Below are 20,852 nucleotides of genomic sequence, written 5' to 3' on the forward strand. Positions count from 1 at the left end.
CCTGCGCCACCACCGGTTTGCGCACGCCGGCGCCGACGGCTTCAGCGACGGCCTCGGCATCGTGCAGCGACATGCTGAAGTCGGAGCCGGTCACCGGGGTCGGCACGGGCGCGGCGCCTCCCACGAGGGCGAGGGCCGGTCCGGCGGATCAGGTCGCGAGATCCCCGACCTCGATCTCACCCTCGACCTCGCCGAGGGTGAGGACCTGCGCACCGAACTGTCGTGCAAGTTCCGCCGCGACGCCCTCATCGCCGGACTCAAGGCGGACGGCTTCACCGTCCGCCACTGGTGGACCGACCCGGCCGCCCGCTTCGCCCTCGTCATGGCAGTGCCCAACCCCGGCAGCTCGCCGGCCGCCCCGAAGCCGTAGGGGAGCAACTCCCCCACCGGTCGCGGGAGGACGTCAAATCGGCAGCACTTCGGACGAATTGCCAGATCAGACAGCCCGTAGCGAAACCGTTGCCGTTCCGTCGGAAGTCCCCCACTGCGAGCGCATAGTGTGGGGTGCCATTCCCAGAGAGCCGTGAGATCGGCCTGAGCTCGGCGTGAGTTCGGTCCGGGTCGCGGCCGCAGCGTCGATTCCTTTCACCACCAGGGGGAGTAACACCATGCGATCCATACGGCCGTCGTTCACCGCTCGCCGGGAGGGGAGCACGCGCCGCGGAACCTCCCCCGCACTGGCCGCCGTTGCCCTGGCCTCAGCGCTCGTGCTCACGGCCACCGCCTGCGAGTCGGGCGACCCCACGGCGGACGCTGAGGCGTCGGCCTCGGCGACGGCGGAAGGCGACGGCGGGATCACGATCCCGGACGACATCAAGGACCAGCTCAGGGAACACGGGATCGACCTCGACAAGTGGCAGAACGGTGCCTGGAAGAACTGGGACAAGGACGACTGGCTGCGCGAGGCCGAGGACTTCATCAACCCGATCATCGAGGACCTGTGGAACCCGGACCGGATGCGCGAGGCCGAGGAGCCGGACCAGGGCGTCGACGAGGGTGACCTCTCCGGTGACCAGGGCGTAACCGACCCGACGCCGGCGCCGGTCGAGGCGGAGGCCGTGCCGGCCAAGTACCACGACAACGCGCCCGAGGCGGGGAAGCTGCTCTTCGACGCGCCCGAAGGCACGATGGTCTGCTCGGCGACGGTCGTCGAGGACCCGGCCAACCCGGGCAAGTCGAACCTGGTGTGGACGGCGGGTCACTGCGTGCATGCCGGCAAGAGCGGCGGCTGGTACCGCAACATCGCGTTCGTGCCGTCGTACAACGATGCGGCCATGTCGGCCGCGGAGCTGCAGAGTGCCACCAAGGAGAAGGTCGCTCCGTACGGTGTCTGGTGGGCCGACTGGGTGCAGACCTCGGACCAGTGGATCGAGCAGGGCGGTGCGACGGGCGGGGACGGAGCCGCGTACGACTTCGCCGTCCTCCATGTGACGCCGGAGGAGGGCAGCGGCGGCAAGTCCCTGGAGGAGACGGTGGGTTCGGCCCTCCCGGTGGATTTCGCGGCCCCGACCGTGCCGGATGTGGACAGCATGACCGCGACGGGCTACCCGGCGGCGGCGCCGTACGACGGCCAGACGCTGTACCAGTGCCAGGACAAGCCGGGACGCCTGTCGATCAACGCGTCGGACCCGACGATGTACCGCATCGGCTGCACGATGACCGGCGGCTCGTCCGGCGGTGGCTGGGTCGCGACCGGATCGGACGGCAAGCCCGCTCTGGTATCCAACACCTCGATCGGTCCGGTGAGTTCGGGCTGGCTGGCGGGACCGCGGCTGGGCGAGGAGGCCAAGGGCGTCTTCGACGCGGTCAGCGGGAAGTTCGCGGGCCGGTGACGGCCTCGTAGCGCGGGCGGCGGCGGGACGGCGTATGGGAAACCTTCACCGTCCCACCGCCGTTCGCCCTCAACCCCACGGGCATAGTGGAGTGTTGCCGACGAGGAAGATCTCCGTCGGTATGACAAGTACATGACACACGCACATTTCAACGGGGGTCATCGCACCATGCGTTCCACACGTACGCCCGCCTCTCCCCGGCGCGGTCGGCGTCGCACGCTCCTCGCCGTCGGCGGCCTGGTCGCCGCCCTGGCGCTCACCGCGACCGCCTGCGGCGGTTCAGGGGAGGACACGGCGGGCGGCGAGCCCGGCGCCACCGCCTCCCAGGCGGGCGGCAACGCCGACGGCGGGGTCCGGATCCCGTCCGACATCGCGGACCAGCTCAAGGAGCACGGCATCGATGTCGACGACTGGAAGGACGGCGGCTGGCAGGACTGGGACAAGGACAAGTGGCTCAGTGAAGCCAAGGACTTCGTCAACCCGGTGATCGAGGGCCTCTGGAAGCCCGAGCGGATGCAGTCCGCCAAGGAGGCCGACAAGACGGTCTCCACGAAAGACGCGTCGGCCGGCCAGGGCGTCAGCGATCCCGAGCCCGCGCCTGTGGAGGCCACGGCCGAGAAGACGCCGTACCACCAGAACGCGGCACCGGTCGGCAAAGTCTTCTTCGACTCGCCCGAAGGCCCGAGCGTCTGCTCCGGCACGGTCATCAAGGACGTGAACCATCCGGGCAAGTCCAACCTCGTCTGGACGGCCGGCCACTGCGTACACGCAGGCCAGAGCGGCGGCTGGTACCGCAACATCGTGTTCGTCCCGGCCTACAACGACCTCGGTAAGTCCGAGGCCGAGCTGGGCAGCGCGAACGCCACGGAGATCGCCCCGTACGGCAACTGGTGGGCGGACTGGGCGTCCACGTCGAACGGCTGGATCGAGGGCGGCTCTCAGACCGGCGGCGCGGGCGCGGCGTACGACTACTCCGTGCTGCACGTGCAGCCGGAGCAGGGCGCCAAGTCCCTGGAGGAGACGGTCGGCGCGGCACTGGACGTGGACTTCTCCGCCCCGTCCGCGGCCGAGGCCAGGGAGATGGGCGCCTGGGGCTACCCGGCGGCTTCGCCGTACAACGGTCTGAAGATGTTCAAGTGCATCGACGAGCCGGGCCGGTTCTCGCTCAGCCCGTCCCTGCCGACGATGTACCGCATCGGCTGCACCATGACGGGCGGCTCGTCCGGCGGCGGCTGGTTCCGGGTCGTGGACGGCGAGACCAAGCTGGTCTCCAACACGTCGATCGGCCCGGCCGACAACACCTGGCTCGCCGGCCCGCAGCTCGGGCGGGACGCCCAGTCGCTGTACGAGAACATGAGCGAGACATACGGCGGTCGATGACGCGCCCATGACGAAGGCCCGCCCCTCACACCAGGGGCGGGCCCATCCGTTTCAGTCCGTCGGCGCTACACCGGCTCAGGCGGTCGGCGCCGGGACGTACGGCGCGAGCTCGGCCGCCAGTTCCTCGTGCACCCGCACCTTGAGCAGGGTGCCCTCCGGGGTGTGCTCCTCGGAGAGCACCTCGCCCTCGTCGTGTGCACGGGCGACGAGCTTGCCGTGCGTGTACGGCACCAGCGCCTCGATCTCGACGGACGGCCGCGGCAGTTCGTTGTCGATCAGCGCGAGCAGCTCGGCGATGCCCAGACCGGTGCGGGCCGAGACGGCGATGGAACGCTTCTCGATCCGCAGCAGCCGCTGGAGCGTCAGCGGGTCGGCCGCGTCGGCCTTGTTGATCACGACGATCTCGGGTACGTCGGTGGCGCCGACATCCCTGATCACCTCGCGCACGGCCGCCAGCTGCTCTTCCGGAGTCGGGTGCGAACCGTCCACCACATGCAGGATCAGGTCGGACTCGCCGACCTCCTCCATCGTGGAACGGAACGCCTCGACCAGGTGGTGCGGCAGGTGCCGTACAAAACCGACCGTGTCGGCCAGCGTGTACAGCCGGCCGCTCGGCGTCTCGGCCCGGCGGACGGTCGGGTCCAGGGTCGCGAACAGGGCGTTCTCAACCAGGACGCCGGCCCCGGTGAGGCGGTTGAGCAGCGAGGACTTGCCTGCGTTGGTGTAGCCCGCGATGGCGACCGAGGGCACCTTGTGGCGCTTGCGCTCCTGGCGCTTGATCTCGCGGCCGGTCTTCATCTCCGCGATCTCCCGGCGCATCTTCGCCATCTTCTCGCGGATCCGGCGCCGGTCCGTCTCGATCTTGGTCTCACCGGGGCCACGGGTGGCGAGACCGCCGCCCTTGCCACCGCCCATCTGCCGGGACAGCGACTGACCCCAGCCGCGGAGCCTCGGCAGCATGTACTGCATCTGCGCGAGCGCGACCTGCGCCTTGCCCTCTCGGGACTTGGCGTGCTGGGCGAAGATGTCCAGGATCAGTGCCGTACGGTCGATGACCTTGACCTTGACGACGTCCTCGAGGTGGATCAGCTGGCCCGGGCTGAGCTCACCGTCGCAGATGACGGTGTCCGCGCCGGTTTCGAGCACGATGTCGCGCAGTTCCTCGGCCTTGCCGGAACCGATGTAGGTCGCCGCGTCGGGCTTGTCGCGGCGCTGGACCACGCCGTCGAGCACGAGCGCCCCCGCCGTCTCCGCGAGGGCGGCGAGCTCCGCGAGGGAGTTCTCCGCGTCCTGCACCGTCCCCGAGGTCCAGACTCCGACGAGCACGACGCGCTCCAGACGGAGCTGGCGGTACTCGACCTCGGTGACGTCCTCGAGCTCGGTGGAGAGGCCTGCGACACGTCGCAGAGCCGCGCGCTCGGAGCGGTCGAACTGATCGCCGTCCCGCTCTCCGTCGATCTCGTGGCTCCAGGCGACGTCCTCTTCCATCAGGGCATCGGCCCGAAGACCTTCGGGGTAGTCGTGCGCGAGGCGCTTGGTGTCCTGGGAAAAGGAAGAAGAGGAGGTCATTGGGTCCTTACGTCGATGCGGAATCCTTGTGCGGCGACGGGGCGGAAGCAGAGGCTTCGGAGTCGGTCCGTCACTCTCCACAACGCATGAGTACCCCGGGAGATTCCCGTGACCCGTGCCCGTGGCGTGAGGTGGTGGACCGTGCCGCCGACCTGACGATGGTCGCACGGCACGCCCCGTCTCGTCACCGTCTTATTTCGCGGCCGTGCGGGCCGCCATCGGGGCCGAGGGGGCCGCCTTCGGAGCCGCAGTCTGCTTCCAGTCCGGGTGACCTGGCATCGGCGGGGTCTTCTTGCCGTAGAGCCACTTCTGGAAGAAGCCGCTCAGGTCGCGTCCGGCGGTGTGGGAGGCGAGGGCCACGAAGTCGGCGGTGGTCGCCGTGGCGTCCTTGTGGCGGCTGACCCAGGCTCGTTCCAGGCGCTCGAAGGCGGGGCGTCCGATCTCCTGGCGGAGGGCGTAGAGGACCAGGGCGGCTCCGTCGTAGACGATCGGCCGGAAGATGCCCAGCCGGCTGCCGGGTTCGGGCGCCTTCGGGGCGGCGGGCGGGCCGCCGGACGCGCGCCAGCGGTCGGAAGCGCCGTACGCCGCCCGCATCCGCGCCTCCAGGGACTTGCCCGACTTCTCCTCCGCGTAGAGCGCCTCGTACCAGGTCGCGTGCCCCTCGTTGAGCCACAGCTCGGACCATGTGCGCGGACCGACGCTGTTGCCGAACCACTGGTGGGCCAGTTCATGGACCATGATCGAGTCGACGTACCACTTGGGGAAGGCCGGATCGGTGAAGAGCTCTCTCTCGAAGAGAGAGAGCGTCTGCGTCTCGAGTTCGAAGCCGGTGGAGGCGTCGGCCGCGAGGACGCCGTACGTCTCGAAGGGGTAGCGGCCGACCTTGCTCTCCATCCAGGCGATCTGGTCGGGCGTCTTCTTCAGCCACGGTTCGAGGGACGCCTTGTGCTCGGTGGGCACGACGTCCCGGACGGGCAGTCCGTGCGGGCCCTTGCGGTGCAGCACTGTGGAGCGGCCGATGGAGACCTGAGCGAGTTCGGTGGCCATGGGGTGCTGGGTCCGGTACGTCCATCTGGTCGCGGCGCCGACCCGTTCCACGCTGGTCGGCAGGCCGCTGGCGACGGCCGTGAAGTCCTTTGGCGCGGTGACCCGGATGGTGAACAGTGCCTTGTCGGAGGGGTGGTCATTGCTCGGGAACACCAGGTGGGCGGCGTCGGCCTGGTTGGCCATGACGAGTCCGTCGGCGGTGCGCACCCAGCCGCCCTCCCGGCCGCCGACGGGCATGGGGTCGCTGGTGTGCCGGACCGTGATCCGCATCCACTGCCCCCCGGACAACGGCTTCTCCGGCGTGACCACGAGGTCCTCGCCGGCCGCCGCGTACGTGGCCGGCTCACCGTCGATCTCGACCGAGCGGACCGCACCGCGGGCGAAGTCGAGGTTGACGTGCTCCAGCGGGGCGGTGGTCCAGGCGTCGATCGTGGTGACCGCCTGGAGAGGCTTGTCATTGGTGCCGGAGTAGGTGAGGGAGAGGTCGTACGACGCCACGTCGTACCCCGGGTTCCCCAGGTGCGGGAAGAGACGGTCGCCGACGCCCAGCGGGGTCGGCGGGGTGCTCGCGGCGACGAGGCACACGGACACGGCGGAGGCGAGCAGCGCCGCCTTGACACCTCGGGTGGCCTTGGTGGACCTGGTGCGAAGTCGGGGCGCGGCGGCGCCGGACAGGGAAGCCCTGTCAGGGGTGGTGAGCAGCATGGACCCCACGGCTACCAGCACGCCCGTACCGCACAGCGACGACGCGCGCCGAGGCCCACCCGAACAGGCTCTGTACATGACTCAAGGGGCCTCGGAGCCGGCCCGGGCGCGGCAGCTCACGCCGTGCACGCCCCGCGAGCCTCACCACGTCGGCGCGTGATGCTGCGCCCGGCTCACGTCGTAGACCCCCGGCACATTGCGCATCGCGCGCATGAGGGAGGGCAGCTGGGCCGCGTCCGCGAGCAGGAGCGTGTACGTGTGGCGTACGCGCTGCTGGCTCGGGGGTTCGACGGTGGCCGAGACGATCTCGGCGCCCTCGAGGGCGATGGCCTCGGTGAGGTCGGCGAGGAGATGGGGTCGGCCGAACGATTCGGCGACGAGGGTGACGCGGCACTCGGCGGTGTCGCCCCAGCGCACGCCGACCTCGGCGCGCCCCGCACTCTTCATCCGGGCCACCGCGGCGCACCCGACGCGGTGCACGGTCACCACTCCCCCGCGCACGACGAACGCGGTGACCTCGTCGGGCGGTACAGGCGTACAGCAGCCGGCGAGCCGCACGCTCGCGCCGGGCCGGTCGACGACGACGGCGTCGGCTGCGGTGCGCGGTGCGGGGTCGTCGACGGCACGCCTGGGGGCGGCTTCGGCGACGGGGGGTGTCCGGGTCGGCGTCTCGGCGTCCGCTGTCGCGGGCGCCGGATGGGTCGCGATCCAGCGCTGGATGGCGATGCGGGCGGCGGGCGTGTGCGCGTGCTCCAGCCACTCCCGGGAGGGCTCGGAGGCGGGGTCCTGGCCCATGAGGAGCTGGACGGTGTCGCCGTCCTTCAGGACCGTGCTCAGCGTCGCCAGGCGGCCGTTGACCCGGGCGCCGATGCATGCGTGCGCGTCCTCGCCGTACTGCGCGTACGCGGCGTCCACGCAGGTGGCGCCCTCGGGAAGGCCGAGGGTGCCGCCGTCGGGGCGGAAGACGGCGATCTCGCGGTCCTGGGCGAGGTCCTCGCGCAGGGTGGACCAGAAGGTGTCGGGGTCGGGCGCGGACTGCTGCCAGTCGAGGAGGCGGGAGAGCCAGCCGGGCCGGGTGGGGTCGACGCGCTCGCCGTCGGCCGGGGACTGCTCCTCCGAAGGAGGAGCGTAGGGATTGCCGAGCGCCACGACGCCGGCCTCGGCGACCTTGTGCATCTGGTGGGTGCGGATGAGGACCTCGACGACCTGGCGATCCATGGCGGTCCCCCCCGGCGAGTCCGGTCGAGCCCGGGGAAGGGCGACTGCGGTGTGCAGCGACTGGTACAGGTTGAACTTCGGTACGGCGATGAAGTCCTTGAACTCCGATACGACGGGCGTCATACAGGTGTGCAGTTCGCCCAGGACGCCGTAGCAGTCGGCGTCCTCGTTCACCAGGACCAGGATGCGGCCGAAGTCGGTGCCGCGCAGTCGGCCGCGCTTGCGGGAGACGCGGTGCAGGGAGACGAAGTGCCGGGGCCGGATGAGGACTTCGGCCTGGATGCCGGCCTCGCGCAGCACGCTGCGCATCTCGTCGGCGATCTCGGCGAGGGGGTCGCCGGGGCGCGCCGCGTTCTCGACGATCAACTCCCGGGTGTGTTCGTACTCCTCGGGGTGGAGGATGGCGAACACCAGGTCCTCGAGTTCGGTCTTGAGCGCCTGGACACCGAGCCGTTCGGCGAGCGGAATGAGAACGTCCCGGGTGACCTTCGCGATCCGGGCCTGTTTCTCGGGGCGCATCACGCCGAGCGTGCGCATGTTGTGCAGCCGGTCGGCGAGTTTGATCGACATCACGCGGACGTCGTTGCCGGTGGCAACGAGCATCTTGCGGAAGGTCTCGGGCTCGGCGGCCGCCCCGTAGTCGACCTTCTCCAACTTCGTGACGCCGTCGACGAGATAGCGGACCTCCTCGCCGAACTGCTCGCCGACCTGATCGAGGGTCACCTCGGTGTCCTCGACGGTGTCGTGGAGGAGAGAGGCGGTCAACGTGGTGGTTTCCGCACCGAGTTCGGCGAGGATCAGGGTGACGGCGAGCGGGTGCGTGATGTACGGCTCGCCGCTCTTACGCATCTGGCCGCGGTGCGAGGACTCCGCGAGCACGTAGGCGCGGCGCAGGGGTTCCAGGTCGGCGTCGGGGTGGTGGGCGCGGTGCGCGTCGACCACGTGGCCGATGGCATCGGGCAGCCGGTCGCGGGTGGCGGAGCCGAGCAGCGCGGCGCGCCCCAGTCGGCGCAGGTCGATCCGGGGGAGCGACCTGCGGCGCGGCGCCGCGGGCGCCACCGGGCCTGTCGCGGGGCCCGTCACCGCGCCTGGGCTCGCAGGGTTCGTGGCCTCCGCACTCATGGGCACCTCCGGCTGCGTGGACCGGCGAACGGGGTGCCCCATGGCGGACACGGCTCAGGGGTCGGCGTCTTCTCCCCCGTCCGGGCCGGTGCTTGATGCTACCGAGCCCATCACGCGCGACGGACCGCCTCTCGCGGAGCGTGAAACGGATCACCCATTCGAGCGAGGGTTTGGAGGTTTGCGGCTGCCAACAGCGTGAGTTGGGGCGGGCCTGGCGTCGAACACGCGCTCCAGGGCCGCCCTTTCAGCGGACGGCGCCCGCCAGCCACTCCCCGTCGATCTCGCCCTCGGCGACGATCACCGCGGGGCCGGTCATCTCGATCTCGCCGTCGGGCCGTTCGGTGATCACGAGGCGACCGCCGAGGACGTCGACGGTGTACGTCGCCGGAGTCCCGGTGACGGCCGGGTCGGCGCCGTCGCGCCGGGCGGTCGCCACGGCGACGGCGCATGCGCCCGTGCCGCAGGAGCGGGTCTCGCCGGCGCCGCGCTCGTGCACGCGCATCGCAACGTGCCGGGGGCCGCGGTCGACGACGAACTCGACGTTCACCCCGTCCGGGTAGGCGGAGGCCGGGCTGAACGGCGGCGGCGCGAACAGGTCGCCGGCCTGGGCGAGGTGCTCGACGAAGGCGACCGCGTGCGGGTTGCCCATGTTCACGTTCCGCGCGGGCCAGCTGCGCTCGCCCACGCTCACCGTGACGTCCCCGTCGGGGAGCAGCGCCTTGCCCATGCCGACAGTGATGTCACCGTCCTTGGCGAGGTGCACGGTCTTCACGCCCCCACGCGTGGCGATGGCGATGTCCCCTTCGGCCACATGCCCGGCATGCTGGAGGTAGCGCGCGAACACACGCACGCCGTTGCCGCACATCTCCGCGATGGATCCGTCGCCGTTGCGGTAGTCCATGAACCACTCGGCCTCGGCCGCCATCTCCCTGGCCTCGGGGTGTGCGGCGGACCGCACGACGTGCAGCAGCCCGTCACCGCCGATGCCCGCACGACGGTCGCACAGGGCGGCGACGGCGGCCGGGGGCAGGTCAAGGGTGTTCTCGGGGTCCGGGACGATCACGAAGTCGTTCTCGGTGCCGTGCCCCTTGAGGAAGGCGATCCGCGTGCTCATTCCTCGATCGTACGGGGTGGGTACGACAGCCGGGGATCACGGGCGGGCCAGACGGTCACGGCACGTGGCCCGGGTCACCGGGCGGCCCAGGCCACGGCGCGCGGCCCACGTCCCGGCGCGCAGCCCACGTCACATCGCGCGGGCCGCGTCTCGCGCGGCATGTGGTCGCGGAGCGACCCACGCGGTCACGCGGCGGCCCAGCTCGTCAGCGGGAGCAACCCACCCGGTCACGCAGTGGCCAGCCGGTCAGCGCAGCCGGGCCACTCGCCAGACGGCCAGCACCACCACGGCGGCGACCACGATCATGTAGGCCAGCACCACCCGCCAGTCCGGGCGTCGGCCCGATCCCCGCTGCGGCAGCCCCGGCCAGGTGTAGCCCACCCTGCGCGCGGCCATCATGCCCCAGCCGGCCGCGCAGGAGCAGATCAGCAGCCCCAGCATGGCGATCACGGCCCCGCTGTCGCCGAAGTCGAAGGCCAGCGGGAACGCGAACATCAGGGAGCCGAGCGCGGCCAGGCCCACGATGGGCGCGAGCTGCCACAGGCGCAGCCGGCGCTGGGGGCGCAGTTCGACCTCGACCTCGGGTCCGCCGACGAACATCTCGTCGGGTTCGGGGCCGTCGTCGGTCATGCCGTCCGGTGTCTCGTCGAGCCCGTCGGGGCTCAGACGGCCGTCGGCGTCCCGCTCCGGTTCGCCACGCTCGGTGGTGGCGCGCTCGGGGCCTTGTGCGGTGTCGCGAGGGCCGGCCTCCATCGCCACGCGCCCTCCCAACTTGGACTCCACTTGGTCGATCGAAGCTCGATGATGGCACGGCACCGGAGGCCCGGATGACGGCCGGAGCGTCCCGATGCCATCACGTGATCAGGCTGTAACCGGTCGTTCGACCAACGCCAGAGCGAGGTGCGGAAGTTCCGTGAGATCCGCCGCAGCCCCACTCAGCCAGTGCACCCGGGGATCCCGTCTGAACCACGAATCCTGACGGCGCGCGAAGCGCTTGGTGGCACGGACGGTCTCGGCCCGCGCCTCGTCCAGCGTGCACTCGCCGGCGAGCGCCGCGAGAACCTGCTGGTAGCCGAGCGCACGCGACGCCGTACGCCCCTCGCGCAACCCCTGCGCCTCAAGTGCGCGCACTTCCTCGACCAGCCCCGCCTCCCACATCCGGTCGACCCGGCGGGCGATGCGCTCGTCCAGCTCGGGACGCGCCACGTCGACGCCGATCTGCACGGTGTCGTAGACGGAGTCGTGGCCGGGGAGGTTGGCGGTGAAGGGCCTGCCGGTGATCTCGATCACCTCCAGCGCCCGGACGATACGGCGGCCGTTGCTCGGCAGGATCGCGCGCGCGGCTTCGGGATCCGCGGCAGCGAGACGGGCGTGCAGCGCGCCGGAGCCGCGCAGTGCGAGTTCCTCCTCCAGCAGGGCCCTGACCTCGGGGTCGGTGCCGGGGAACTCCAGGTTGTCGACGGCCCCGCGGACGTACAGGCCGGACCCGCCGACCAGGATCGGCCAGCGGCCCTGGTCGAGCAGCGCGTCGATCCGCTCCCGGGCGAGCCGCTGGTACTCCGCGACGGAGGCCGTGACGGTCACGTCCCAGATGTCCAGGAGGTGATGCGGGATGCCGGCCCGCTCCTCGGGCGTCAGCTTGGCGGTGCCGATGTCCATCCCTCGGTAGAGCTGCATGGAGTCGGCGTTGACGACCTCCCCACCGAGTTCCCGGGCTAGGTGGATGCCCAGATCGGACTTTCCTGCCGCGGTCGGTCCGACGACGGCGATGACACGGGGGGTGGGGGGTGCGCTACTCACTGCACCAGTCTCGCAAACCTCCTGCCCCGCCCTCGAACGAGTTACGTGACGGCGGGAGTCCGGGGTCGTTGCCCGTTGCGAGGTTCTCGCCGCCAGCGCACAGAGGCGGTGACCGGGGCGATGCAACCGGACGCACCGGGCTACGCGGGATTTCGCCCGCACGAGTAACGTATGGAGTTGATATGGGCGTTTTTGCGCGACTTCTCCGAAGGTCGAAGACCAAGGAGGAGGCGGCGACCGCCGAGACCCAGGCCGACACGCCGTCGGCGGGGTCCGAGGCGGATGAGGCTGGGGAAGCGAAGGAGACGACGGAGGCGGAAGCCGGGGCCGGTACGGAGACGGCCACGGCGACGGACGAGGGCGACGGCACCGGCCCGGAGGCGGTCGGGATCCCCCAGCAGCAGTCGGCCGGGAAGGCGGCCGACAGCGAGGCCGACGAGGGCGCCCACACGTAGAGTTCCCGCGAGGGAAGGTGAACCATGGGACTCTTGGACAATCTGAAGGCCAAGCTCGCCCCCGCCAAGGGCAAGGTCTCTGATCTCGCGCAGAAGCACGAGGACAAGATCCAGCACGGCATCGACAAGGCCGCGAAGGTCGTCGACGAGCGGACCAAGGGCAAGTACAGCGACAGGATCCACACGGGCACCGACAAGGCCAAGGGCGCCATGGACCGACTCGCGCACAAGGACCGTACCGACCCGGGAGAAGGCCCCGCCACACCGCCGGGCCCACCACCGCCGGGCCCACCACCGCCGGTCTCCTGAAGGGCACACGGCACACGACGGGCGGCCGCGGAGCAGAACGCTCCCGGCCGTCCGCCGTTTCCGCACGCCTCTGCCGCGTTTCCGCACGCCCCCGTTGTTTCCTGACGCCTCCTACGACCAGGCCGCCACCACGTACCCCACCCCGTACGGCGCGTCCTCGTACAGCAGCGCGCCCGCGAGCCCGGTGCCCTCGGCCGCGCCCGCGAGCACCTGCCAGGGCGCCCGGCCCGACACCTTCAACTGCCGCGCCAGTCCCACGTCCAGCGCCTCGAGGGCCGCGACGTCCGCCGCCCCCAGCGCACGCGCGACCACCGCGTCGAAGGGCTCCGCCCGCTCGTCGAGATAGCCCGGCGCCTTCAGCGAACGGCACGCGCTGGCGTCGCCCATCACCAGCAGGGCCACCCGCTCGGCCCGCGCGGCGATGTCCCTTCCGATATCGATACACCGCTCGGGCCCGAGCGGTTCCCCCACGCCGAGTCCCTCGATCGGTGCGTCCGACCATCCGGTCCGCTCCAGCAGCCATGCCGCGACCGCGAGCGACGGTGGAAGCTCACGCTGCACATCCGCGTCGGCAGCCTTCTCCCGGCCCAGCCGTACGTCGAGTCCCACGCCGAAGCCACGGAACGAGCCTCGGGTGCCCTCCGGATACGTCAGGTACGACTCGGCGCCGCCCGCCGGCTCGGGCCCCACGACCACCAGCCGGTCGGGCCGGGCGGCGGCGAGCAGCCCCACGGCGTCCGTGCACGCGGCACGAGCCGCATCCAGCTCGGGTACGGCACCCGATGCGATGTCGGGCACGAGGAGCGGCGGGCAGGGGCATACTGCGGCGGCGACAAGCATGATCGGCAGAGTAGCTCCGAAGAGGGTGCCACGCGCGCGTGGGACCTGCTCCGCCGAGGTGCGAGGTCAGTCGCAGCCGCAGCCGCTGCCGGAGGCGACCGGCAGCGGCGCGGGCACGCCGACCTTCGGCAGCCCGAGCAGCACACCGGCCGGCTTGGCCGCCTGAGCGGCGTTCCGCTTCTCCCAGGCGTCACCCGCGCGCGTGCGACGCACGTCGAGGACGGGGCCCTCGGCGAGGAGGTGGTGCGGGGCGGCGTAGGTGACCTCGACGGTGACCACGTCGCCAGGGCGTACCTCCTGCTCCGGCTTGGTGAAGTGGACCAGGCGGTTGTCGGGGGCGCGGCCGGAGAGGCGGTGGGTGGCGCCGTCCTTGCGGCCCTCTCCCTCGGCGACCATCAGCTCCAGGGTGCGGCCGACCTGCTTCTTGTTCTCGTCCCAGGAGATCTCCTCCTGGAGGGCGACAAGACGCTCGTAGCGCGCCTGGACGACCTCCTTGGGGATCTGGTTGTCCATCTCGGCGGCCGGAGTGCCGGGGCGCTTGGAGTACTGGAAGGTGAACGCCTGGGCGAAGCGGGCCTCGCGCACCACGTGCAGGGTCTGCTCGAAGTCCTCCTCCGTCTCGCCCGGGAAGCCCACGATGATGTCGGTGGTGATCGCGGCGTGCGGGATGGCGGCGCGGACCTTCTCGATGATCCCCAGGTAGCGCTCCTGGCGGTAGGAGCGGCGCATCGCCTTCAGGACGGTGTCCGAACCGGACTGGAGCGGCATGTGCAGCTGCGGCATCACGTTCGGCGTCTCGGCCATGGCGGCGATGACGTCGTCGGTGAAGTCGCGCGGGTGCGGAGAGGTGAAGCGGACGCGCTCCAGGCCCTCGATCTTCCCGCAGGCCCGCAGCAGCTTGCTGAAGGCTTCTCGGTCGCCGATGTCGGAGCCGTACGCGTTGACGTTCTGGCCGAGCAGCGTGATCTCGGAGACACCCTCGGCGACCAGCGCCTCGACCTCGGCCAGGATGTCGCCGGGGCGGCGGTCCTTCTCCTTGCCGCGCAGCGCCGGGACGATGCAGAAGGTGCAGGTGTTGTTGCAGCCGACGGAGATCGACACCCAGGCCGCGTAGGCGCTCTCGCGCCGCGTCGGCAGCGTCGACGGGAAGGCTTCGAGCGACTCGGCGATCTCGACCTGCGCCTCTTCCTGGACGCGCGCGCGTTCCAGCAGGACCGGCAGCTTGCCGATGTTGTGCGTGCCGAAGACGACGTCCACCCAGGGCGCCCTCTTCACGATGGTGTCGCGGTCCTTCTGCGCGAGACAGCCGCCGACCGCGATCTGCATGCCGGGCCGCTTGGCCTTCTTCGGCGCGAGGTGGCCGAGGTTGCCGTACAGCCGGTTGTCGGCGTTCTCGCGTACGGCGCAGGTGTTGAAGACGACGACGTCCGCGTCGCCGTCCGACCCCTCCGGCGCGCGCACATAGCCGGCGTCCTCCAGCAGACCGGCCAGTCGCTCGGAATCATGGACGTTCATCTGGCACCCGTAGGTGCGGATTTCGTAGCTCTTGGGTGCTTGAACGTCCACTGCCGGGCTCCGGTCGCTGCTGCTGGTCATGCCTCAAGAGTAGGCGGTCCTGGGAGAGCCCCTTCCGCCGCCGTGAACTGACCGTGCGGCGTCGGCTGTGAGACGCCGAACGCGGCGGTCCGCTTCCGTTCACCGACGGCACAACGCTGTGCGCGCACAGGCAATCCGCGCGAACCGTGCCGTCATAGCGTGCGGCCTGATCCCGCTCCACAGCCGTTCGGACGCGCGCGGTGGCCGGTCTGATCAAGGCCGCCGCGCGCACTGTCACCTCAGCCTGAGCCCGTGCCGCCCTTCCCGAGTGAGGACCGCTCCATGTCGACAGTCAATGACCTCGAGCAGATCGCGCGCATCAACGCGGGCGACCGCACCCCCGTCGTGTTCGTCCACGGTCTGTGGCTGCTGCCCAGCAGTTGGGACCGCTGGGCGGCGGTCTTCGAAGAGGCCGGATACGCGCCCCTGACCCCCGGCTGGCCCGACGACCCCGACACCGTGGCCGAGGCCAACGCGCACCCCGAGGTCTTCGCGGGCAAGAGCGTCGGTCAGGTCACCGACCACTTCGCGGACCTCATCGGAAAGTTGGAGCGCACGCCCGTCGTCATCGGCCATTCCTTCGGCGGCCTCATCACCCAGATGATCGCCGGCCGCGGGCTGTCGGCAGCGTCCGTCGCCATCGACCCTGCGCCCTTCCGAGGTGTGCTGCCGTTGCCGATCTCGTCGCTGCGCGCCGCGAGCGCCGTCCTGGGCAACCCGGCGAACTACCACCGCGCGGTGCCGCTCACCTACGACCAGTTCCGCTACTCCTTCGCCAACGCGGTGAGCGAGGAGGAGGCCAAGGAGCTGTACGAGCGGTTCGCCGTACCCGCGCCGGGCGAGCCGCTGTTCCAGGCGGCCGCCGCCAACATCAACCCGTGGACCGAGGTGAAGGTCGACACCCTCGCACCCGAACGCGGCCCTCTCCTGATCATTTCCGGCGAGAAGGACCACACCGTGCCGTGGGCCATCGCGAACGCCTCGTACAAGAAGCAGGCCCGCAACGAGCACGCCGTGACCGAGATCACCGAAATGCCCGAGCGCGGCCATGCCCTCACCATCGACAACGGCTGGCGTGAGGTCGCCGAGACCGCGCTCGCCTTCGTCAAACGCTTCACCAACTGACCGGTCGGGGCGCCTAGCCTGGTGGTGTGGTGACCCGCCCGTGAATTCCGCCCCCAGGAAGCCCGAGGACCTCGTGCGAGCCCTCAGAGCCGCCGGGATCAGGGACGAGCGGCTGCTTGAGGCCGTGCGAACGACGCCCCGGGCGGGATTCGTCCCGCCCGGTCAGGTGGCCGCCGCCTACCAGGACGGACCCGTTGCAATCGGGCAGGGACAGGTCACCACGCAGCCGTCACTGTCCGCCATGATGATCGAGAGCCTTGCTCTGAGCGGGGGCGAACACGTCCTCGAGGTCGGTACCGGTCTGGGCTTCCAGACCGCGCTGCTCGCCCGGCTGGCCGCTGACGTGGTCAGCATCGAGATGCGGCCCGACATCGCCGCGCAGGCGCGCGCGAATCTCGCCCGCCAGGGCGTACGGAACGTGGAATTGCGGGTCGGTGACGGTAGCGGCGGCGTGCCGGACCGCGCTCCCTACGACGCGGTCCTCGTGTCGGCTGCGTTCCCGGAGGTGCCCGCGCCGCTGGTCGCGCAGGTACGGCCGGGCGGCCGGCTGGTGCAGCCGATCGGGCCGGGCGGACACGAGCAGGTGGTGTGCTTCGAGCGCACCGCGTCGGGGCTGGAGCCGCTGCGAGTGCTGAGCGCGGCCTGCTTCGTCCGGCTGCTGGGGCGATACGGCTTCCCGCCGGACGATGCGGCACTGCCATGAGTGCCGATAACCACGGCGTCCCGGGCGATTTCAAGCGGTCACGGCTCGACGAGCCCGGAGCGGATCGCGTAGCGGGTGAGTTCCAGACGGTCGCGCATGCCGAGTTTGTGCAGGAGGTTGGCGCGGTGGCGTTCGACCGTCTTCGCGCTGATGAAGAGCAGCCCGCCGATCTCCTTGGATGAGTGGCCCTCGGCGACGAGCTTGAGGATCTCCTCCTCGCGCTCGGTGATGGCCCGCGCGGGCAGGCCGTCTCCGCGGTGCAGGCGGTCCAGGTAGGAGCGGACGAGGGCGCGCTCGGCGCCGGGGTAGATGAACGGTTCGTCGCGCATCGCCGCCCGGCAGGCGTCGACGAGGTCACGGTCGGCGACGGACTTCAGGACGTAGCCGCAGGCCCCGGCCCGCAGGGCCTCGAAGAAGTACTGCTCGTTGTCGTACATCGTGAGGATCAGGATGCGCAGGGCGGGCAGTCGCCGTGAGAGTTCCCGGGCCGCCTGCAGGCCGGTCATGCGGGGCATCGCGACGTCCAGGACGGCCAGGTCCACCTCGCCCGCGCCCGCGAGCGCGACCGCCTCGGCGCCGTCGCCCGCCTCGGCGACGACCGTCAGATCCGGTTCGCCGTCCAGGATGAGGCGCACCCCACGGCGTACAAGCGTGTGGTCGTCGGCGAGCAGAACCCGGATCGGGGACGACATCAGCGACTCCCGGCCGTGAGCGGTATCCGCAGACGTACGTCGGTGCCCTGCTCGGGCGCCGGTTCGAGGGTGAGCACCGCGCCGACCAGCAGCGCACGCTCACGCATCCCGCCGATTCCGGCTCCTTCCGGCCTCGCACCGAGACCAGTGCCGTTGTCGCGTACGAGGAGCTCGACACCGTCCGCCACCGGCTCGAGCCGGAGTTCGGCGCGGTCGGCACCCGAGTGCCGGGCGGTGTTGGTGAGGCCTTCCTGGGCAACCCGATAGACCACCAGTTCGGTCCCCTGGGGGAGCGGAGGGAGATCGCCGTGGACGTCGTGGCGCACGGTCAGTCCATGCGCGGTGAACTCGGTCGCGAGCGCGCGCAGGGCGCTGACCAGGCCGAGTTCCTCAAGGACACCGGGGCGCAGGCGGCGGGCGATACGCCGGATCTCGTCGAGACCGGCGCGGGTGGCCTCCTGCGCGTGGCCCACTTCGTCCCGCAGCTCGTCGGGGGCCCGGTCCGCGAGCCGCTTGAGCTGAAGGAGCACGGCGGTCAGGGTCTGGCCGACCTCGTCGTGGAGTTCACGGGCGATGCGGTGGCGTTCGCTCTCCTGGGCGGACAGCGCGCGGGCGGCGCTGGTGGTGCGTTCGGTCTCGAGTCGGTCGAGCATCGTGTTGTACGTCGTGATGAGCGTCGCCGCCTCCGCGGGGCCGGCGACCTCGGCCCGGGTGCCCGGCCGTAGCAGGTCCGCCGTGGCCATGGCGCGGCCCAGGGCGGCCAGCGGGGCCAGCCCGACCCGCAGCACGACCGCGTTGACCGCCAGCAGCGCGGCGAGCCCGCCGACGACGACCAGCGCCTCGCCAGGCAGCACCGGGGTCGACACGGTGACCGGGCCGAGCAGCAGGGCGGCGGCCACGATCAGGCCGGCGGCGTTCAGGGAGAAGATCCGCCAGAACAGCGACACGCCTCTGGTGACTCCTCTCCCGGTCATGACGTTCGGCAACGCAACGTCGGCCGACCGCTCTCCCGCCTCAGCCGACGGCGCCGCCGTGACCAGCCTCTCCGCTCCTCGCCGGCCCCGTCCATCCGTGCTGACACCCATGTCACCACCGTACGGGCGGATGACAGCATGGCGGCTCGGCGCAGTGTTCCGGGGCCGGGAAGCCCCGGAGCGCAGGAACGATCAACAAGGGGAAGAAACGTGTCTGCTCCACGCCTGAGGGCGACGCCGCTGCCGGGGATCGGGGTCCAGTACGACCTGGTGACCCGGGAACACCGCCACCTGTCCGTGGTGGCCCACCGCGACGGCACCCGGTCGGTCAACGTGTACCGGGCCGACGACCCCGACTCCTGCGCCCAGTCGCTTCGGCTCACCGGCGCCGAGGCCGGCGCGCTGATCGACGCACTGCAGCCGTCCCACCACAGCACCAGCCTGCTCTACACGACGGACCTGGGCCTGGTGGCCGAGCGCATCGAGGTGGGCGCGACCTCCCACTGGAACGGGCGGGTCCTGGGCGACACCCGGATGCGGACCGAGACCGGCGCGTCCGTCGTGGCCGTGCTGCGCCGGGCCGACGCGATCCCGTCCCCCACGCCGGACTTCCGGCTCGCGGGCGGAGACACCCTCATCGTCATCGGCACCCGCGAGGGCGTCGAGGCCGCCGCCGCGATACTCGGGCGGGAGTGAACCGGTGCACTCCGCGATCCTGCTGATCGAGTTCGGTTCCCTCCTCCTGGGCCTCGGTCTGCTCGGCCGGCTGGCCGGCCGGCTGGGATTCTCCGCCATCCCGCTCTATCTGCTGGCCGGGCTGGCCTTCGGCGAGGGCGGACTGCTGCCGCTCGGAGCGAGTGAGGAGTTCATCGCCACCGGCGCCGAGATCGGCGTCATCCTGCTGCTGTTGATGCTCGGCCTCGAGTACACGGCCAGCGATCTCGTCACCAACCTCAAGGCCCACTATCCGGCCGGGCTCGTCGACTGCGCGCTCAACGCCCTTCCGGGTGCCGCCGCCGCGCTGCTGCTGGGCTGGGGTCCGGTGGCCGCCGTGGTGCTGGCGGGCGTCACCTGGATCTCGTCGTCCGGAGTGATCGCCAAGGTGCTCGGCGAGCTGGGCCGGATCGGCAACCGGGAGACACCGGTGATCCTCAGTGTCCTCGTCCTGGAGGACCTGTCGATGGCCGTGTACCTGCCCATCGTCACCGCGGTGGTGGCCGGGGCCGGGCTGGCGGCCGGCAGCGTGACGCTGGCGATCGCGCTGGGTGTGGCGGGGCTCGTCCTGTTCGCGGCCGTGCGCTACGGCCGGGTCATCTCGCGATTCGTCTCCAGCGACGATCCGGAGAAGCTGCTGCTCGTCGTGCTGGGCCTGACGATCCTCGTCGCGGGTGTCGCCCAGCAGCTCCAGGTGTCCGCGGCGGTGGGCGCGTTCCTGGTGGGCATCGCGCTGTCCGGCGAGGTTGCGGAGGGCGCTCACACGTTGCTGAGTCCGTTGCGGGACCTGTTCGCCGCGGTCTTCTTCGTCTTCTTCGGGCTGCACACCGACCCGGCGAGCATCCCGCCCGTCCTGCTGCCCGCCCTGGCGCTGGCCGCCGTCACCGCCCTCACGAAGATCGCCACCGGCTACTGGGCGGCCCGGCGGGCCGGGATCTCCGTGCGGGGCCGCTGGCGCACGGGCGGAGCTCTGGTGGCCCGCGGTGAGTTCTCCATCGTGATCGCCGGGCTGGCGGTCACCGCCGGCATCGAACCGTCGCTGGGCCCCCTGGCCACGGCGTACGTCCTCATCCTGGTGGTCCTCGGTCCGAGCACCGCGCGGTACACCGAGCCGCTCGCCATGCGATGGAGCCGCCGTTTCCGGGGCGGCAAGGACACGCCGAGGCCGGTACGGCCGCCGGAGGATGCCAGGACGGAGGCACCGGTGGGGGACTGAGGGTGGGGGCTGAGCCGCCCCGCCCGCTCACGCGCCGCCGGGCTCCCACCCCTGGCGGCGCAGGACCCCCGTCACGTCCGGCGCCTCGTAGTGCTCCCCCTTGAGGACCTTGCCGTCGGCGCGGCGGGCGACCTGGCCGTCGGGGCCCAGCTTGGTCATGTTGGAACGGTGGATCTCGGCTATGACCTGGTCCAGGTCGATGCCGTGCACGAGCGCCGTGCCGTACGCCACGTAGACGACGTCCGCCAGTTCGTGCGCGAGCCGGTCGAGCGGTCCGGTCACCGACACCTCGGCGACCTCCGCGGCCTCCTCCGCCAGCAGTTCACCGCGGTGCGCGGCCAGCGCCTGCGGGATCTGCGTCGGGGCGGTGCGGACGTCGAGGCCGAAGGCGAGATGGAATTCACGGACCAGGTCGGCGGGCGAGGAGCTCATACGCCGACT

Annotated in this window: 20 protein-coding genes; 9 read left to right on the forward strand and 11 right to left on the reverse strand. The window is 71.2% G+C overall.

Annotation, left to right across the window (positions count from 1 at the left end; genetic code table 11):
- The first annotated feature begins 61 nt into the window (after positions 1 to 61).
- The 3 genes from ACKTSN_RS12965 to ACKTSN_RS12975 all read left to right on the forward strand — a co-directional run bounded on the left by ACKTSN_RS12965 (position 62) and on the right by ACKTSN_RS12975 (position 3,212).
- Entirely contained in the window at positions 62 to 370 is a 309-nt protein-coding gene (locus tag ACKTSN_RS12965; protein WP_409469265.1) for an L-histidine N(alpha)-methyltransferase, read from the forward strand.
- A 238-nt stretch (positions 371 to 608) separates the two neighbouring features.
- A complete protein-coding gene (locus ACKTSN_RS12970) occupies positions 609 to 1,832 on the forward strand; it encodes a trypsin-like serine peptidase (protein WP_409469266.1) in 1,224 nt (407 codons plus the stop codon).
- Positions 1,833 to 2,000: 168 nt separating this feature from the next.
- Positions 2,001 to 3,212, forward strand: a complete 1,212-nt coding sequence (locus ACKTSN_RS12975) for a trypsin-like serine peptidase (protein WP_409469267.1) — start codon at positions 2,001 to 2,003, stop codon at positions 3,210 to 3,212.
- Between the two features lie 75 nt (positions 3,213 to 3,287).
- Here ACKTSN_RS12975 and hflX read toward each other — a convergent pair whose 3' ends face one another.
- From hflX to miaA, 6 genes are all read right to left on the reverse strand, one after another.
- Positions 3,288 to 4,781, reverse strand: a complete 1,494-nt coding sequence (hflX, locus tag ACKTSN_RS12980) for a GTPase HflX (protein WP_385514789.1) — start codon at positions 4,779 to 4,781, stop codon at positions 3,288 to 3,290.
- A gap of 192 nt (positions 4,782 to 4,973) precedes the next feature.
- A complete protein-coding gene (locus ACKTSN_RS12985) occupies positions 4,974 to 6,533 on the reverse strand; it encodes a M1 family metallopeptidase (protein WP_409474818.1) in 1,560 nt (519 codons plus the stop codon).
- A 141-nt stretch (positions 6,534 to 6,674) separates the two neighbouring features.
- Positions 6,675 to 8,873, reverse strand: coding sequence for a RelA/SpoT family protein (locus ACKTSN_RS12990; RefSeq protein WP_409469268.1), 2,199 nt, complete (start codon positions 8,871 to 8,873; stop codon positions 6,675 to 6,677).
- 244 nt (positions 8,874 to 9,117) lie between these two features.
- Positions 9,118 to 9,987, reverse strand: a complete 870-nt coding sequence (gene dapF, locus ACKTSN_RS12995) for a diaminopimelate epimerase (RefSeq protein WP_409469269.1) — start codon at positions 9,985 to 9,987, stop codon at positions 9,118 to 9,120.
- A 246-nt stretch (positions 9,988 to 10,233) separates the two neighbouring features.
- Positions 10,234 to 10,740 carry a hypothetical protein gene (locus tag ACKTSN_RS13000; RefSeq protein ID WP_385514831.1) on the reverse strand — a complete coding sequence of 169 codons (507 nt, stop codon included), beginning with the start codon at positions 10,738 to 10,740 and terminating at the stop codon, positions 10,234 to 10,236.
- A 108-nt stretch (positions 10,741 to 10,848) separates the two neighbouring features.
- Positions 10,849 to 11,787, reverse strand: a complete 939-nt coding sequence (miaA, locus tag ACKTSN_RS13005) for a tRNA (adenosine(37)-N6)-dimethylallyltransferase MiaA (protein WP_224734471.1) — start codon at positions 11,785 to 11,787, stop codon at positions 10,849 to 10,851.
- A gap of 182 nt (positions 11,788 to 11,969) precedes the next feature.
- Between miaA and ACKTSN_RS13010 the strand changes: the two genes are divergently transcribed.
- Together ACKTSN_RS13010 and ACKTSN_RS13015 are read left to right on the forward strand one after the other, a co-directional pair.
- Positions 11,970 to 12,242, forward strand: coding sequence for a hypothetical protein (locus ACKTSN_RS13010; RefSeq protein WP_409469270.1), 273 nt, complete (start codon positions 11,970 to 11,972; stop codon positions 12,240 to 12,242).
- Between the two features lie 24 nt (positions 12,243 to 12,266).
- Positions 12,267 to 12,551, forward strand: a complete 285-nt coding sequence (locus tag ACKTSN_RS13015; protein WP_409469271.1) for an antitoxin — start codon at positions 12,267 to 12,269, stop codon at positions 12,549 to 12,551.
- Between the two features lie 111 nt (positions 12,552 to 12,662).
- Here the strand turns inward: ACKTSN_RS13015 and ACKTSN_RS13020 are convergent, their stop codons facing one another.
- Together ACKTSN_RS13020 and miaB are read right to left on the reverse strand one after the other, a co-directional pair.
- Positions 12,663 to 13,391, reverse strand: a complete 729-nt coding sequence (locus tag ACKTSN_RS13020) for a class III extradiol dioxygenase subunit B-like domain-containing protein (RefSeq protein WP_409469272.1) — start codon at positions 13,389 to 13,391, stop codon at positions 12,663 to 12,665.
- A 66-nt stretch (positions 13,392 to 13,457) separates the two neighbouring features.
- Entirely contained in the window at positions 13,458 to 14,987 is a 1,530-nt protein-coding gene (miaB, locus tag ACKTSN_RS13025; protein ID WP_409469273.1) for a tRNA (N6-isopentenyl adenosine(37)-C2)-methylthiotransferase MiaB, read from the reverse strand.
- A 282-nt stretch (positions 14,988 to 15,269) separates the two neighbouring features.
- Between miaB and ACKTSN_RS13030 the strand changes: the two genes are divergently transcribed.
- Positions 15,270 to 16,112, forward strand: a complete 843-nt coding sequence (locus tag ACKTSN_RS13030; RefSeq protein ID WP_409469274.1) for an alpha/beta hydrolase — start codon at positions 15,270 to 15,272, stop codon at positions 16,110 to 16,112.
- A 40-nt stretch (positions 16,113 to 16,152) separates the two neighbouring features.
- Positions 16,153 to 16,815: a protein-L-isoaspartate(D-aspartate) O-methyltransferase gene (locus tag ACKTSN_RS13035; protein ID WP_409469275.1), complete on the forward strand. Its 663-nt coding sequence runs from the start codon at positions 16,153 to 16,155 to the stop codon at positions 16,813 to 16,815.
- 38 nt (positions 16,816 to 16,853) lie between these two features.
- On the opposite strand, the gene ACKTSN_RS13040 is transcribed toward ACKTSN_RS13035, so the two are convergent.
- Together ACKTSN_RS13040 and ACKTSN_RS13045 are read right to left on the reverse strand one after the other, a co-directional pair.
- Positions 16,854 to 17,507, reverse strand: a complete 654-nt coding sequence (locus ACKTSN_RS13040; RefSeq protein WP_409469276.1) for a response regulator — start codon at positions 17,505 to 17,507, stop codon at positions 16,854 to 16,856.
- On the reverse strand, positions 17,507 to 18,454 hold the full coding sequence (locus ACKTSN_RS13045; protein ID WP_409474819.1) for a sensor histidine kinase: 948 nt from the start codon (positions 18,452 to 18,454) through the stop codon (positions 17,507 to 17,509). The genes ACKTSN_RS13040 and ACKTSN_RS13045 overlap by 1 nt, the downstream gene beginning before the upstream one ends.
- A gap of 237 nt (positions 18,455 to 18,691) precedes the next feature.
- Here ACKTSN_RS13045 and ACKTSN_RS13050 point away from each other — a divergent pair, with 237 nt between their 5' ends.
- The gene (locus ACKTSN_RS13050; RefSeq protein WP_409469277.1) at positions 18,692 to 19,177 is read left to right on the forward strand and encodes a cation:proton antiporter regulatory subunit; all 486 of its coding nucleotides are present in this window, start codon (positions 18,692 to 18,694) and stop codon (positions 19,175 to 19,177) included.
- Between the two features lie 4 nt (positions 19,178 to 19,181).
- Positions 19,182 to 20,411, forward strand: a complete 1,230-nt coding sequence (locus tag ACKTSN_RS13055; protein ID WP_409469278.1) for a cation:proton antiporter — start codon at positions 19,182 to 19,184, stop codon at positions 20,409 to 20,411.
- Positions 20,412 to 20,438: 27 nt separating this feature from the next.
- Here ACKTSN_RS13055 and ACKTSN_RS13060 read toward each other — a convergent pair whose 3' ends face one another.
- Positions 20,439 to 20,843 (reverse strand): MazG nucleotide pyrophosphohydrolase domain-containing protein, encoded by a 405-nt coding sequence (locus ACKTSN_RS13060; protein ID WP_409469279.1) that lies wholly within the window; start codon positions 20,841 to 20,843, stop codon positions 20,439 to 20,441.
- Between the last annotated feature and the right edge of the window lie 9 nt (positions 20,844 to 20,852).

This window comes from Streptomyces flavusporus (assembly GCF_046267975.1).
GTDB lineage: Bacteria > Actinomycetota > Actinomycetes > Streptomycetales > Streptomycetaceae > Streptomyces > Streptomyces flavusporus.